Below are 13458 nucleotides of genomic sequence, written 5' to 3'. Positions count from 1 at the left end.
GGTTTTCCGTTATCAAAAAATGCGAATTTTCTCGCCTAATGATTAATTCTCTCAACGAAAATGAAACGTGATTTCAGTCACACATTGAACGAGGCGGCAGCTAGCAGCCATTAGCCGAACTACATTCATTAGCGGAGCTAACGACACACCTCGCAACGGGTTTTTACTAAACGGTAACGTAAGTTAAAATTCTGTTGATTTTATGTGGGGTTATTTTTGAGGTTTTTTTGATGAAAATGGTTGAGGGATTAGCATGGTTAACAAACTAACCAGTATCGTGCTCGCGATTCTGGCGATTGCCTTGCTGTACATGGGCGGCAAGCTGTTAATGCTGGGCGGCAGCGCTTTCTATGCGCTGATGGCGGTGGGATTACTGATCACCGCGATTTTACTGTTCCGCAATCAGCGCAGTGCGCTGGCGCTGTATGCGGTGCTGATGTGGATTACGCTGGCCTGGATTATCTGGGAAGTGGGCTTTGATAAGTGGCAGTGGATCCCGCGCGGTGACCTGTTCGGCGTGATCGGCCTGTGGCTGGCCATGCCGTGGGTGGTGAAGCCGCTGTATCGCGGTGAGCGCCGTTTCCATGGCTTCCTTGGCGGCACGGTGATTATCATGATTGTGGTGGTGATCGGGCTGTGTTTCTACGATCCGGTTCCACAACAAGGCACCATCAGTAATGCGCGCGAGCAGAACAGCGAGCAGGGCGCATCTAACGACTGGACCGCTTATGGCGGATCGTCCGATGGCCTGCGTTTCTCCGCGCTGAACCAGATCAGTAAAGAGAACGTCAAAAACCTTGAAGTGGCATGGACCTATCATACTGGCGATCTGCGTCAGGATGCCGATGCGACTGAATACACCTTTGAAGCGACGCCGCTGAAAGCCAACGGCATGCTGTACTTCTGTACGCCGCATAACGAGGTGCACGCGCTCGATCCAGAAACCGGCGCGGTGAAGTGGAAGTTTACGCCGAATAAAGATCGCTCTTACCTGCAGCAGCACCAAACCTGTCGCGGCGTAAGCTATTACGAAGAAGCCCCGGTAGCCGCGCAGGATAGCGCTGCGAATCCGGCCATCTGCCGTAAGCGTATCTTCAATGCGACCACTGATGCTCAGCTGATTGCGCTGGATGCGGATACCGGTAAACCGTGCGCTGATTTCGGTCAGAACGGCGTGGTTGATCTGCATGCCAACATGGGCGAAGTGCGTCCACATGCGCTGATGCAAACCGCAGCACCGCTGGTGGCGGGCAAGCTGGTGATCGTTGGCGGTTCAGTGATGGACAACGGCTTCAACAGCGGCAACCCGTCAGGCGTGATTCGTGCGTATGACGTGCAATCGGGCCGTTTGGTGTGGAACTTTGATCCGGCTAACCCGGAAAACACCGCACCGATCGCCGCAGGTCAGAACTATCCGCAGGACACGCCAGTGGCGTGGGGCACGCTGAGTGCTGACCTGAAAAACGGCGTAGTCTATGTGCCGTTTGGTAACGCTTCACCGGATGAAGTGGGCATTGAGCGCGATCCAAACAGCAACACCGAGAAGTTCCGCGATGCGCTGGTGGCGCTTGATCTGCAGACCGGTGCGTTCAAATGGCGCTATCAGAGCTCTAACCACGATTTGTGGGACCGCGATAATCCGTCACAGCCTTCGCTGGTGGACATCGATTATCAGGGCCAGAAGCAGCCCGTGGTGATTCTGCCGACCAAAACCGGCAACCTGTTTGTTCTGAATCGTCTTACCGGTCAGCCGGTGTATCCAGTGAATCAGGTTAAAGTGTCTACCGAAGGTGGCGTAGCGGGCGAGAAATTTGCCGCGACTCAGCCGGTATCGAGCCTGAACTTCATTCCACAGCCGTTGACCGAGAAGTCAATGTGGGGCATCACGCCGTTTGACCAGATGTCATGCCGCATGGATTTCCGCAGCCTGCGCTATGACGGCAATCCGTGGACGCCAGCAACCGAAGGCGGTTCACTGATCTTCCCGGGCAACATTGGTGTGTTCAACTGGGGTTCTGTCGCTGTCGATCCGCAGCGTCAAATGCTGATTGCCGCGCCAGTGCGTCTGGCCTACAAGTACAACCTGATCAAACGCAGCGAGCAGACCGCTACCGAGCGCCTGTTCACCAAAGATGGTCAGCCGTACTGGAACGAAAACTTCCACGGTGATTACGCCATTCATATCCAGCAGCTGGCCTCTGGCCTCGGCATTCCGTGTGTTGCGCCACCTTGGGGCCGCATGGTGGGCGTGGATCTGAAGACCGGTAAAACCGAATGGCTGCGCCGCGTCGGTGTCACCAAAAACCTGAAGACCAGCTTCCTGCCTGGCCGCTTCCCAATCGGTTTCCCGATGGGCATGGTGGCGCACGGTGGTCCGTTGCTGACGGCGGGTGATCTGGTGTTCCACGGTGCAACAGCGGATAACTTCTTCCGCGCCTACGACAGCACCACCGGTGAACTGCTGTGGCAGACCGAACTGAGTGCCGGTGCGCAAGCCACGCCATCTACCTTTATGGGTAAAGACGGCAAGCAGTACGTGGTGATTGCCGCTGGCGGTCACGGTTCGCTCGGCACCCAGGCGGGTGACAGCGTTGTCGCGTTCCGACTGAAATAATCGTTACAGAGCAGACTAAGGCGCCCAATGGGCGCCTTTTTTATTTGTCGCGTGACAGTCCCCATGCCTGATAGCAGGTGTTGAGCTGGGAGGGCGAGGTGATAAACAGCTTGGGCAGCGTCCACTGCTCGAACATACGACGATTGCGTTGCCGATGGCCCGGCGTGGTCACCAGCAAATAACGCGTCATCTCCCAGGTCAGGTGCTCGCGCTGATGAGCCGGGACAACACCGCCAATGCGTTGGGCATCAAACAGGGTGCGCCGGATATAACGCAGCAGGCTATGAGCAGGATGAATATCCAATAGAATCAGCCCACTGGCACGCGCCAAACGTTCAGGCAGACAGCGCACATAGTTGCCGTCCATCACCCATTGCTCACCTGCAATGGCGTCAAGATGCAGCTGACGGAACGCCGCTTCGCTGCGCGGCTGCCAATGTGTATCCGGCAAGTGAAAAAGCTGATCGAGATGAATCAGGGGCAACGCAGTTTTAACGGCAATGGCCTGCGCCAGCGTCGATTTCCCACTGTTCGATGGACCAAGAATGCAGATGCGCGGGCCCAGGTCGGTCAGCGAAAGAGAGGATGCCATGCTCAAATTCCTTGCAACGTTGCAATTAGCGTTTGAAATAAATGATTGATAATTTTATAAAATAATTCAATAAAGTGAAGCGCAAAAGCTAAACGGGGACAATCATGACCATTGCCTGCCTGCACACCGCTGCCAGTAACATCGCCATTTTTGATAACGCGGCGCATTCACTGGGAATGAAAAATACCGCGCTGAGCCATATCGTCATGCCACATCTACGCATGATGAGCGGCCATTAACCAGCCCGCATTTGGCGCTCCAGGCGGTTTGGTCAGGAGATTGAAGATGAAAACTGCGCAGCCAGCGAAGGTTGGCTGTGCAGTTTTGTTATTGATCACTGACAATTTCAATCAGATTACCGTCGGGGTCGCGAATGATCGCCTCATAGAACCCATCACCGGTTTGCCGGGCGGCACTGACTAAAATTCCCTGCTCTGATACGCGTTTCACCATCAAGTCGACCTCTTCTCTGCCGCCCACGTTAATGGCGATATGCGCCCAACCGGTAAGCTCCACGCCGTGCGGACCTGGCGCTAACGCTTCAAGCGTCATCAGCTCGATGGTGGGTCCCTCCGATAAACTAATGAAGTGAGAGCGAAAACCAGGCCGGTTTTTGCTGACGTACAACGGGTTAGAGGTTACGCCAAAAAACTGATGCCAGAAGTGCTGCTGTGCAGCCAGATGTCGCGTCCATAACGCCACGTGGGCAATTTTCATACGCTTTCCCTTTCTGCCTTGTTTTGACCCAGATTCAGTGTGAGAGACAGCGCGCCAACCATCAGCATCAACACCATGATGAGTGAGAACGCAAAGGCCAGTGAACTGGCGTGCGCGATAAAGCCGATCATCGCTGGGCCGCTTAACACCCCGAGGTAGCCCATGGTGGTGATTGCCGGCACAGCAACGGCTTGCGGCATAACCTTCTGCTGGCCGACAGCAGAGAACATGACCGGTACAATATTGGCACAGCCGCCTCCCACCAGGACGTATCCCAGCAACGCCAACGGCCATGCAGGCGTATAGGTGACCAGCGCCAGTCCTACGGCGGCGGTTAAGGCACCTGCCAGCACCACAGGTAACCGACCCAGCGTGGCAATAATACGGTCACCGGTTAGCCGGGCTAATGTCATCGCAATGGCAAAACAGGTATAACCCAGACCACCGAGTGTCTCAGGGATATTTCTGACCTGCGTCAGGTAGACAGCGCTCCAGTCCAGCACCGTCCCTTCCGTCAGAAATACCGCAAAGCAGATAATGCCGAGCAGTAAAACGTTACCGCGCGGCACGGCAAAGGCGGGCCCCTCTTTGGGATTAGCATAGGTCAGCAGGCCGGGATAACTGAGCAGGGTTAACACTATCACCGCGCCAGTGACCAATAGCGTTGCGGTTAAAACGGACATCCCCAGCGACAGCAGCAGAGTCATGAAACCGGCACCAGCAATCCCCCCAAAGCTGTACATGCCGTGAAAGCCAGACATCAACGGAGCAGATGATTGTTTCTCGACCAGAATCGCCTGAATGTTCATGGCGCAATCGGTCACGCCAACCCCGACGCCAAACACCAACAGTACCAGCCCGAGCAGTAACGGATCCGCTATTACAGCCAGCAGTGGCGTGCTCAGGATGATTAAGCCGATGGCTACGATGATCACCCGGCGGCAGCCAAAACGGCTGGTTAATAAACCGGTTACGGGCATAGCGATCAACGCACCAAAACCCAGGCACAACAGCAGAGTGCCAAGCATGGCTTCGTTGACGCCGGTATTATGGCGCGCGAAAGGCACAATCACGGCCCAGGTTGCCGTAACGAAGCCCGCCACGAAGAACGTCAGTCGTGTCGCAAGGCCGGGGGAGGTACTAAGGGCTTTTTGTATCATTTCATTCCTCGTTAAAAACGAATCAGTGCCCTATGCGCGAAAGGCAGATTCCCATAGGGTTGCACTTGAAAATTGACAATCACTGCACGTTTGCGTGATTATGCTCAGTATAGATCGATTGTGATGGTTTAAGGAATTAATATGCTCGATTATGCGGCTTTCCCCGAACAGCGACAGGCATTGATACGGCAGATTTTGCGTGAGCAGGGCCGCGTAGTGTGTGTGGATCTCGCCAGGCAAATGCAGGTGTCTGAACACACTATCCGGCGCGATTTGCATGAGTTGAGTAAAGAGGGGCTGTGCAAAAAAGTGTATGGCGGTGCAGTCTTGCAGCTGCCCGAAGCGGATGCATTTCAACAGCGAAAACAGCAAAACCACGCAGAAAAGGACAGAATCGCGAAACAGTGCGCAGCCCTGGTTAAAAGCGATAGCTGCATATTTGTTGATGCGGGCACCACCAATTTGGCGATGGTGCTGGCGCTGCCGGAGGCGCTCTCATTAACGGTGGCCACCAATGCACCGGATATTGCCGCCGTGCTGTTAAAACATCCCAATATCGACGTCATTATGCTGGGCGGACATATTCAGAAAAAAAGCGGCGGTTGCGTAGGGAATACCGCCATTGAGCAGCTTAGAAATATCATCTTTGACCAGGCCTTTATCGGCGGATGCGCCATGAGTCCCGACTCGGGGCTAACCGGTTTTGACTTTGCAGACTGTGAATTTAAAAAAGCGGCGATCAAGCAAAGTAATCAGACGATCGTTGGACTCACCGCCGATAAAATCCCCGCGGTTGCCAGATTTTCAGTTGCAGGTTGCGAACAGATCAATGTGCTGGTGGTTGAAGAGAGTCTGAATAAAGAGTTTTACAACGCCTTTCGTGACGAGAATATCACTCTGATCACCGTATAAACGCGTTATCCGGCACCCGCTTATGCATCAATATTGTCTCAGGATGGGCAGGTAAACAGCCGGCTTCCCTTATTCAAAAGTTTTGATGTAAGCGAGCAGTTTTGCCTGCTGTTCAGGATTTTTTCAGCCTCTATGATGGTTGTCAGAGAGAAATCATTGAGGAAAATAGCCATGAACATCTTGCGTGCCGATCGCGATCAACTGTTTGAATATGGCCCATTTACTATTCGGCGTCAGCGTCCTGGCGCAGCGTTCGGGCCGTTAGCGATTATCGACCAGATGACGCTGCAGCTGGGCGCGAAAATCCCGCTGCAAGCTCATCAGGACGACGAGATTTTTAGTTACGTCTGGCGCGGCTCGCTGCTGCACCGCACTGAGAATGGCGCCACTGTTTCACTCAACGCGAAACGTGCGCTGATGGTGAGTGCGGGCAGCGGTACGCGTGTTGAACAATCTGCACCCTTTATCGAAACCGAGATGCTGCAGGCCAGCATTCGCCCGGCCCGGTCTGGTGGCGAAGCACGTATTAATAGCTTTACCCGTGAAGACGGTGCAGCAGTTAACGCCTGGACGCTGCTGGCCGGGCCGCACGGCAGCGAAGCACCGTTGACGCTGGGCCAGGCCGTTTATATTTATGATGTGAAACTGGCACGCGGCGAGCGGGTGCAACTTCCGCAGCGCGCAGGCTATTCCAGCTGGATAACCGTGCTGGACGGTATTGTGAAAATAGACGCTGAGCGCCTGCATAAGGGCGACTCCGTCAGTGCGGCGACGGCATTGCCAGCGCTTACGGGTGAGCGTGATGCCACGCTGGTGGCGTTTATGGTGCAGGATGATGTGCCTGCGGTGCTGAGTGGCACCGTCAGCGGCGCCTAACGCAGCCTGTTGCGTTACCCTCCTCGTGTTATGATCGGCAGAACATCGACCAAAGGAGGGTAATTCAATGAAAAAGAAAGAGTTCATTACCCAGGATTTGCTGAGCAAGATCTATCAGGAAGACACATCGGCACCGCGCAAATTGCCTCCTGAACGCCAACTGGCGGAAGAGTATGGTGTTTCCCGTTTTACCATTCGCCAGGCGCTGGAGAAGTTGGTGAGTATCGGCGCCGTGCGCATCGTGCAGGGCTCAGGTATCTGGATCAATGAAACGGTACGTAATAACCCGCTGGTTTATAATTCCATCACCGAAAAACGCTTCGACCAGATGCATTACCGCGCGATTAGCCTGCGCAAACGACGCCCGGACAGCGATGAGCAGCAAATATTCGCCATCAATGATGACGCGTTTATTTGGGAGTTTTCCCGCCTGCGCTTTGTCGATAATGTCGCGGTGCAGATCGAAATATCACGCATGCCCGCCAGCTTATTTGCTGACCTTAGCGGTGAAGTGATTGAGCGTTCGATACAGCAATATGTGTTAGCTAAGGGCTACCAGATTTCACATTTGCTCACCAGCTATCGGGCTATTAACGTTAATCGCGAACAGGCGGCTCTGTTGCAGTGTAAAAAAGGCAGCCCGGCGATGCACATTATTAACCGCGGCATTCTGCAGGGCGGGCAGGTGTATGAAATCAGTGACATCATTGATATTAACTACACCTGCACCTACCTGATTCCGCACAATTCCGACAATCTGCGCTTCCGTCAGGAACAGCGCTAAATCACGGCGTGTGAATAGTGCCATCCGGCAGACGGCTCTGCGTCCATTCATGCGGGCGGTACACCACCGGATATTTTTCTGCCAACGCCTGGTCAAACGTTACGCCAATGCCCGAGGCCTGCGGGGGATAAAGATAGCCCTCTTTGATATCCGGCGCGCCTGGGAAAATGGCATCCGTCAACGCCGAGCGCGGAATAAACTCCTGAATCGCGGCATTGTGAAGATGGATATTTAGATGCGTATTCACCGCGACGCCAATCGGTGTCATATCGCCTGGACCATGCCACGCCAGTCTGACGCCAAACGCCTGACACAGCGTCGCCAGTTTTAAAGCGGGCGTAATGCCACCGATTTGCGAGACGTGGCAGCGAATAAAGTCAATGCGGCGATTTACAATTAAGTCATGCCACTCAGCCGGATTGTTAAAGAGTTCACCTAATGCCAGCGGAACCGCACTTTGCTGACGCAACTGTGCCAGCCAGGCTGTTTGCGCCGGCGGCAGCACATCCTCGAGGAAATAGGGCATATAGGGTTCAAGCTGTTTTGCCAGCTGAATGGCCTGTTGCGGAAACAGGCGTTCATGAACGTCGTGCAGGATTTCAAAACGGTGGGCGTATTTCTCTCGCAACGCGCGGAACATCTCAAGGGTATTTGCCATGTACTCTTGCTGAGAATAATAGGCGCCAGCCGTGCTGTTCTCTGGCGAATTCAGCTCTTTCGCGGTGCCGCCATAAAAACCGAGCTGACAGCGAATATGGCGATAACCTTTTGCCAATGCGTTATCAACCGAACTAAAAAGTTCGGCCAGCGTTTCTCCACTGGCATGGGTATAAGCTGCAATGGCATCGCGCGCTTTACCGCCCCATAGCTGATAGAGAGGCATGTCCGCCAGCTGTGATTTAATATCCCACAACGCCATATCAATCCCTGAAATAGCATTATTGGTTACCGGGCCATTACGCCAATAGGCATTGACGTTCATCATCTGCCATAAATCTTCAATATTGTTGGCATCACGTCCCACTAATAACGGTACCAGATATTCATCAACCATGGTTTTCACCGCCAGCGGACGCTGCTGAAAAGTCGCACAGCCATGACCGGTAATGCCTTTATTGGTGGTGACGCGTACGGTAATCAGATTATGGCGATCCGGACGGGTAATAAAACAGCTAATACTCTCAATAATCGTTGGGGTCACGAGAAATACTCCTGCAGCGCAGTGACTGCGTTCGACATCAAAGCAGTATGATAAGAATTTTTTTGCGTATAATTACTGGCTTTTTATTGAGGCGCAAACCCTTTTTTAAGAAATAAATATTGGTTAGGAAAGCTTTAATTTTTCCTTAAAAAAACGGACCAATTAGGAATTTAATGGTTTATTTGTCCTGCTGTGGCAGGTTTTGTGATCTTCATCATGATTTATTGGTTTGTTTTGCACTCTGGCATTTATTACCATCCACGGCAGCTTTTATCACACCATTTTTCTTCCCTCAGGAGCCACTATGGGAACGCAGGAAGTCATAAAAAATATAATCCACTTAGTGGGTGGGAAGAGTAATATTAATAAAGTCTGGCACTGCATGACGCGCCTGCGCTTTGATCTGATTGATGACAATAAAGTTAACCAGAGTGAAATTAAAACCTTGCCCGGCATACTGGGTGCGCAAATGCAGAGCGAGCAGTTTCAAATCATTATTGGTCCGCAGGTGAATAGCTGGTATGAGCAGATCGCTCCGGTATTAAATAGCGATAGCGCACAGACTGCGTCGAGTGAAAAAACACGTAAAAGTGTGGTGTCGATGTTTATGGATACCGTCTCCGGCGTATTCGGGCCTATTGTCCCGGCGATTGCTGGGGCAGGGATGATCAAAGGATTGCTGGCCGGATTAGTGGCGTTAAAACTGATTTCGGCAAAGAGTGATACGGTAATGGTGATTGATTTAATCGCCAGCGGAGTATTCTATTTCCTACCGTTCTTTTTGGCAGTCTCTGCAGCCAAAATATTTAAAACCAATGAGTATCTCGCGGCGGCTGTTGCCGCGTGTTTAATGTATCCCACATTAATCGACGCGGCTAAAACGCTGGCGGCGCATCAGGAAGGGGCGATAAGTGCGTTTTGGCTGATGGGCGTGATTCCGGTTTCGGTGTTTAATTATGCCTCCAGCGTTATTCCGGTAATTTTTTCTATTCTGGCGCTTAGCTATATCCATCGCTGGGTGGATCGTATTATGCCCGAGGTGTTGAAGACCGTCTTTACGCCAACCTTAACGCTGTTCCTCGCGGCACTGACGGCGCTGGTGGTGATTGGCCCGATGGGCATCTGGTTGGGCAAAGGGTTAGCGTTATTTATTGAAGGCTTATTCAGTATTTCTTCCAGCTTTGCCGGCTTGATTGTCGGCGCGATCCGGCCTATTGCGGTGCTAACCGGTATGCACCATGCGATGACACCGATCGCGCTACAAAACTTCAGCGATCGCGGTTATGACATGTTAATGCCCATGATGTTTATGGCCAATATGTCGATTGCCGGCGCGACTTTTGCTATATGGACATTAAGTAAACATCGCCAGGATAAAGTGGTAACACTTTCAGCCGCCATTTCAGCACTATTAGGCATCACGGAACCGGCGCTGTTTGGCGTATTAACCCGCTACAAAAAAGCCTTTATCGCCGCCACGGTTTCCAGCGCGTTGGCATCCGCGTTTATTGGTTTCTTTGGCGTGCGTTTATATGGCTATATTCTTTCCAGTATCTTTAGTCTGCCAGCCTATATTGGACCGTACTTTATCTGGGCAGTTTCTGGTGTGGCGATTGCCTTGATTATGTCCTTTAGCCTGACGCTGATATTGGTGGGCAAGGAACCTGATTTAGTGGTGCAGACAGAGAGAAAATAAGCGAACAGGTGCGCGCAACGGCGCACCTGAATCATAGTTAACTCACGCTACTGACCAGCCAGCTTTCCAGCTGGCTCAGTTCATTCAGCTGTTCTGGACATTCCGCTTTCAACTGCGCGACTTGCGTCGACATGGTTTCTGGTCGATATACCGCGCCCTGCAGGCGTAACGCCAGCGTCTCTAATGGCGCAGGGTTCAAGCTGTCGGTGAAAATCTGGCAGCGGGAAATCACGCCGCGTTCCACATCGAAATGGATCTCCACGCCGCCCCAGACAAAGCGCTCATTCAGCAAATGCGAGAAATCCGGCGCGTTGCCAAAATTCCACTCCCAGCTGCTTTGCCGGGCAAACTGCTGCCTGAAGCCAGGTAAGTCAGGCAGCGCCTCAGGGGAGATATGCTCCGGTTCGCACTGCTCATGGTAGTAAGCGAAGTAGGCGGCAATCACCTCGCGGCATATCGCTGCAAAGCTGATGTCCGGCACCAAATCGACGATGTTAGCCACACGCGATCGTACCGAACTGATGCCTTTCGCCTGTAATTTTTTGATGTCTGGATTGAGGTAATCGGCGAGACGCGACAGATCAGCATTCATTAAAAAGGTGCCGTGATGAAAACCCCGATCTGGCGTTTCACGGTAGGCGGAACCGGAAATTTTGCGCACGTTACCGTCAACATTCACCACGATATCGTTGCGCCCTGACGCTTCAGCGGCAATGCCGAGCTGCTCAAGCGCACGCAGGATGATCGCGGTAGAGACGGTTTTATCGTATTCAGGTTTGCCGGCCATAAAGGTGAAGCAGCAGTTGCCCAAATCGTGAAACACCGCACCACCACCGCTACTGCGGCGCGCCAGCTTAATGCCGTCTTCTGCCATGCGCCGCGTATTGCACTCTTTCCATGGATTTTGTGCGCGCCCGATCACCACGGTTTCAGCATTCTGCCAAAGAAACAGCACACGCTGCGTCGTTGGCATCTGGCGGAAAATACACTCTTCCACCGCCAGATTGAACCAGGGATCGTGTGAGTCAGAGATGAGCAAACGTAAGGTAGACATGATTTCTCCAGTTCCATGAGAGAGAGTAAATGGGGATAGATTACCCGCAAGCGGATAGAAAGTAACAATCGCGGGCGCATTTCACGGCAGTAAAAAATGAATTAACCTCTAGACGACTGGTCTATTTGCTGTTACTTTGAATTCAAGCTCTAGACGACTGGTCTAGTTTAGATGTTTAAATCCAGCAAGCAGGAGATTTACAATGAAGATTCTTATGGTTTTGACCTCACACGATCAATTGGGTAATACCGGCCGCAAAACCGGTTTCTGGCTGGAAGAGTTGGCTGCGCCTTACTACGCCTTCAAGGATGCCGGCGCAGAAATCACCCTGGCGTCACCGAAAGGCGGCAACCCGCCGTTAGATCCGAAAAGCAACGAGCCCGATTTTCAGACCGAACAAACCCATCGCTTTGAAGCAGATGCTGCAGCAACCGCACAGCTCGCCGCCACCGTTCGTCTGGATAGCGTTTCACCTGCGGATTTTGACGCGGTGTTTTACCCAGGCGGCCACGGTCCGCTGTGGGATTTAGCCGAAGATAAGCACTCGATTGCCTTGATCGAAGGTTTCCTCGCAGCCAACAAACACGTGGCGCTGGTATGTCATGCGCCGGGCGTGCTGCGCCACGTCAAAACGCCAGCAGGCAAACCGCTGGTAGCAGGGCGCAAAGTCACCGGTTTTACCAATAGCGAAGAGGAAGCGGTCGGCCTGACGAAGGTGGTGCCGTTCCTGGTGGAAGACGAGCTGATCGCTAAGGGCGGTCTGTACTCGAAAGGTGCCGACTGGAGTTCATATGTGGTTAGCGATGGTTTGCTGATTACCGGACAAAACCCAACTTCTTCAGCAGAGACGGCGCAACAGTTAATCAAACAACTGGCGCAATAAACTTATCGGGATGAACCGCTGTCTATTCCCTTGTCGCACGGTGACGGAACTGAAAGGCAATCATGCTTTCTATGCCTCACAGCCAAGGGAAATGGCGGCGGCGATCGAGCATGCGGCCCGTAGCTTATCGCAGTAATTTGCGTATAATCTGCTCATAGACGACTGGTCTAGTATTTGGTAATCTAACGCTATGACGACTACATCCCAATTACACAGTAATGAAATCCGCGATCACATCCTTGCCACCGGCCAACGTATTATGGCGGGCAAGGGATTTTCGGCGGTCGGATTGAATGAAATCCTCACCGATGCAGGCGTGCCGAAAGGCTCTTTCTACCATTACTTCAGTTCGAAAGAAGCGTTCGGCGTCGCGATGCTGGCGCGCTATTTTGATGATTATCTGGCTGAGCTTGATACCACGCTTGCTCAGCCGGGGCTCACGATGGCGCAGCGGCTAATGAACTACTGGCAGCTGTGGCGCGAATCGCAATCGTTCTCCGATTGTCAGGGCAAGTGCCTGGCGGTGAAGCTGGGCGCTGAAGTTGCCGATCTGTCGGATTACATGCGCGTTACGTTGCAAAATGGCACCTCGGGTATCATCTCGCGACTGGCGGAAGCGTTGGAAGCGGGCGTTGAAGAGGGTTCACTGGCTATTGATGATACACCCGGCCGGGTAGCGGAAAGCCTGTATCAGCTTTGGGTGGGCGCCAGCGTGATGGTAAAAATCGTGCGCAATACCGGCCCGTTTGATTCAGCCATGAGCATGACGCAAAAAATCATTCGTATTACCGCGTAGTTAAGAAGGGCGTCCCGCTGGGACGCCGCTTCACTCTCACAGAATCGATTTCGCCGTTTTAACCACGTTCTCAACGGTGAAGCCAAACGCTTTAAACAGCTGATCCGCTGGCGCTGACTCACCGAAGGTGGTCATGCCGACGATCGCGCCGTTCAGGCCGGTGTATTTGAACC

13 protein-coding genes and 1 pseudogene are annotated in these 13458 nt (G+C 52.8%); 8 read left to right on the top strand and 6 right to left on the bottom strand.

Going from position 1 to position 13458, the window contains the following annotated elements:
- Positions 1-253: 253 nt before the first annotated feature.
- A complete protein-coding gene (locus tag AC790_RS10415; RefSeq protein WP_007888279.1) occupies positions 254-2614 on the top strand; it encodes a membrane-bound PQQ-dependent dehydrogenase, glucose/quinate/shikimate family in 2361 nt (786 codons plus the stop codon).
- A gap of 40 nt (positions 2615-2654) precedes the next feature.
- Here AC790_RS10415 and AC790_RS10410 read toward each other — a convergent pair whose 3' ends face one another.
- Complete coding sequence (locus tag AC790_RS10410; RefSeq protein WP_049851738.1) at positions 2655-3206, bottom strand: AAA family ATPase; 552 nt, start codon at positions 3204-3206, stop codon at positions 2655-2657.
- Positions 3207-3310: 104 nt separating this feature from the next.
- Between AC790_RS10410 and AC790_RS25240 the strand changes: the two are divergent.
- Positions 3311-3424: pseudogene (locus tag AC790_RS25240) on the top strand (glutamate racemase); the annotation flags it as partial.
- Between the two features lie 109 nt (positions 3425-3533).
- Here AC790_RS25240 and AC790_RS10405 read toward each other — a convergent pair.
- Both AC790_RS10405 and AC790_RS10400 read right to left on the bottom strand, forming a co-directional pair.
- Positions 3534-3923, bottom strand: a complete 390-nt coding sequence (locus AC790_RS10405) for a VOC family protein (protein ID WP_049851737.1) — start codon at positions 3921-3923, stop codon at positions 3534-3536.
- On the bottom strand, positions 3920-5083 hold the full coding sequence (locus AC790_RS10400; protein ID WP_049851736.1) for an MFS transporter: 1164 nt from the start codon (positions 5081-5083) through the stop codon (positions 3920-3922). The genes AC790_RS10405 and AC790_RS10400 overlap by 4 nt, the downstream gene beginning before the upstream one ends.
- A 141-nt stretch (positions 5084-5224) precedes the next feature.
- Here AC790_RS10400 and AC790_RS10395 point away from each other — a divergent pair, with 141 nt between their 5' ends.
- The 3 genes from AC790_RS10395 (at position 5225) to AC790_RS10385 (ending at position 7655) form a co-directional block, all read left to right on the top strand.
- Positions 5225-5995 carry a DeoR/GlpR family DNA-binding transcription regulator gene (locus AC790_RS10395; protein WP_049851735.1) on the top strand — a complete coding sequence of 257 codons (771 nt, stop codon included), beginning with the start codon at positions 5225-5227 and terminating at the stop codon, positions 5993-5995.
- A 171-nt stretch (positions 5996-6166) separates the two neighbouring features.
- Positions 6167-6871, top strand: a complete 705-nt coding sequence (locus tag AC790_RS10390; RefSeq protein ID WP_049851734.1) for a hypothetical protein — start codon at positions 6167-6169, stop codon at positions 6869-6871.
- A 67-nt stretch (positions 6872-6938) separates the two neighbouring features.
- On the top strand, positions 6939-7655 hold the full coding sequence (locus AC790_RS10385; RefSeq protein WP_049851733.1) for a GntR family transcriptional regulator: 717 nt from the start codon (positions 6939-6941) through the stop codon (positions 7653-7655).
- A 1-nt stretch (position 7656) separates the two neighbouring features.
- Here AC790_RS10385 and AC790_RS10380 read toward each other — a convergent pair whose 3' ends face one another.
- Positions 7657-8856, bottom strand: a complete 1200-nt coding sequence (locus AC790_RS10380; protein WP_007888304.1) for an enolase C-terminal domain-like protein — start codon at positions 8854-8856, stop codon at positions 7657-7659.
- 304 nt (positions 8857-9160) lie between these two features.
- Between AC790_RS10380 and AC790_RS10375 the strand changes: the two genes are divergently transcribed.
- Positions 9161-10552 carry a PTS transporter subunit EIIC gene (locus AC790_RS10375; RefSeq protein WP_049851732.1) on the top strand — a complete coding sequence of 464 codons (1392 nt, stop codon included), beginning with the start codon at positions 9161-9163 and terminating at the stop codon, positions 10550-10552.
- A 37-nt stretch (positions 10553-10589) separates the two neighbouring features.
- Here AC790_RS10375 and AC790_RS10370 read toward each other — a convergent pair whose 3' ends face one another.
- Positions 10590-11606 (bottom strand): lipoate--protein ligase A, encoded by a 1017-nt coding sequence (locus tag AC790_RS10370; RefSeq protein ID WP_049851731.1) that lies wholly within the window; start codon positions 11604-11606, stop codon positions 10590-10592.
- A 202-nt stretch (positions 11607-11808) separates the two neighbouring features.
- On the opposite strand from AC790_RS10370, the gene AC790_RS10365 reads away from it, so the two are divergent.
- The gene (locus tag AC790_RS10365) at positions 11809-12489 is read left to right on the top strand and encodes a type 1 glutamine amidotransferase domain-containing protein (RefSeq protein WP_007888309.1); all 681 of its coding nucleotides are present in this window, start codon (positions 11809-11811) and stop codon (positions 12487-12489) included.
- Positions 12490-12679: 190 nt separating this feature from the next.
- On the top strand, positions 12680-13285 hold the full coding sequence (locus AC790_RS10360) for a TetR/AcrR family transcriptional regulator (RefSeq protein ID WP_007888312.1): 606 nt from the start codon (positions 12680-12682) through the stop codon (positions 13283-13285).
- A gap of 36 nt (positions 13286-13321) precedes the next feature.
- Here the strand turns inward: AC790_RS10360 and AC790_RS24980 are convergent.
- The coding region (locus AC790_RS24980; RefSeq protein WP_162838741.1) for a hypothetical protein at positions 13322-13458 on the bottom strand (137 nt) is incomplete at its 5' end.

Origin of the sequence: Pantoea sp. RIT-PI-b (genome assembly GCF_001187905.1) — a bacterium.
Taxonomy (GTDB): domain Bacteria; phylum Pseudomonadota; class Gammaproteobacteria; order Enterobacterales; family Enterobacteriaceae; genus Pantoea; species Pantoea nemavictus.
The sequence above is the reverse complement of the archived record's forward strand: the minus strand, read 5'-3'. Positions and strand labels throughout refer to the sequence as shown.

Bases quoted from the DNA above. Each gene is read 5' to 3' on its own strand.
- AC790_RS10365 (WP_007888309.1), top strand. From the start codon at position 11,809: ATGAAGATTCTTATGGTTTTGACCTCACACGATCAATTGGGTAATACC.
- AC790_RS10415 (WP_007888279.1), top strand. From the start codon at position 254: ATGGTTAACAAACTAACCAGTATCGTGCTCGCGATTCTGGCGATTGCC.
- AC790_RS10390 (WP_049851734.1), top strand. From the start codon at position 6,167: ATGAACATCTTGCGTGCCGATCGCGATCAACTGTTTGAATATGGCCCA.
- AC790_RS10375 (WP_049851732.1), top strand. From the start codon at position 9,161: ATGGGAACGCAGGAAGTCATAAAAAATATAATCCACTTAGTGGGTGGG.
- AC790_RS10405 (WP_049851737.1), bottom strand. From the start codon at position 3,923: ATGAAAATTGCCCACGTGGCGTTATGGACGCGACATCTGGCTGCACAG.
- AC790_RS10395 (WP_049851735.1), top strand. From the start codon at position 5,225: ATGCTCGATTATGCGGCTTTCCCCGAACAGCGACAGGCATTGATACGG.
- AC790_RS10400 (WP_049851736.1), bottom strand. From the start codon at position 5,083: ATGATACAAAAAGCCCTTAGTACCTCCCCCGGCCTTGCGACACGACTG.
- AC790_RS10360 (WP_007888312.1), top strand. From the start codon at position 12,680: ATGACGACTACATCCCAATTACACAGTAATGAAATCCGCGATCACATC.
- AC790_RS10410 (WP_049851738.1), bottom strand. From the start codon at position 3,206: ATGGCATCCTCTCTTTCGCTGACCGACCTGGGCCCGCGCATCTGCATT.
- AC790_RS10370 (WP_049851731.1), bottom strand. From the start codon at position 11,606: ATGTCTACCTTACGTTTGCTCATCTCTGACTCACACGATCCCTGGTTC.
- AC790_RS10385 (WP_049851733.1), top strand. From the start codon at position 6,939: ATGAAAAAGAAAGAGTTCATTACCCAGGATTTGCTGAGCAAGATCTAT.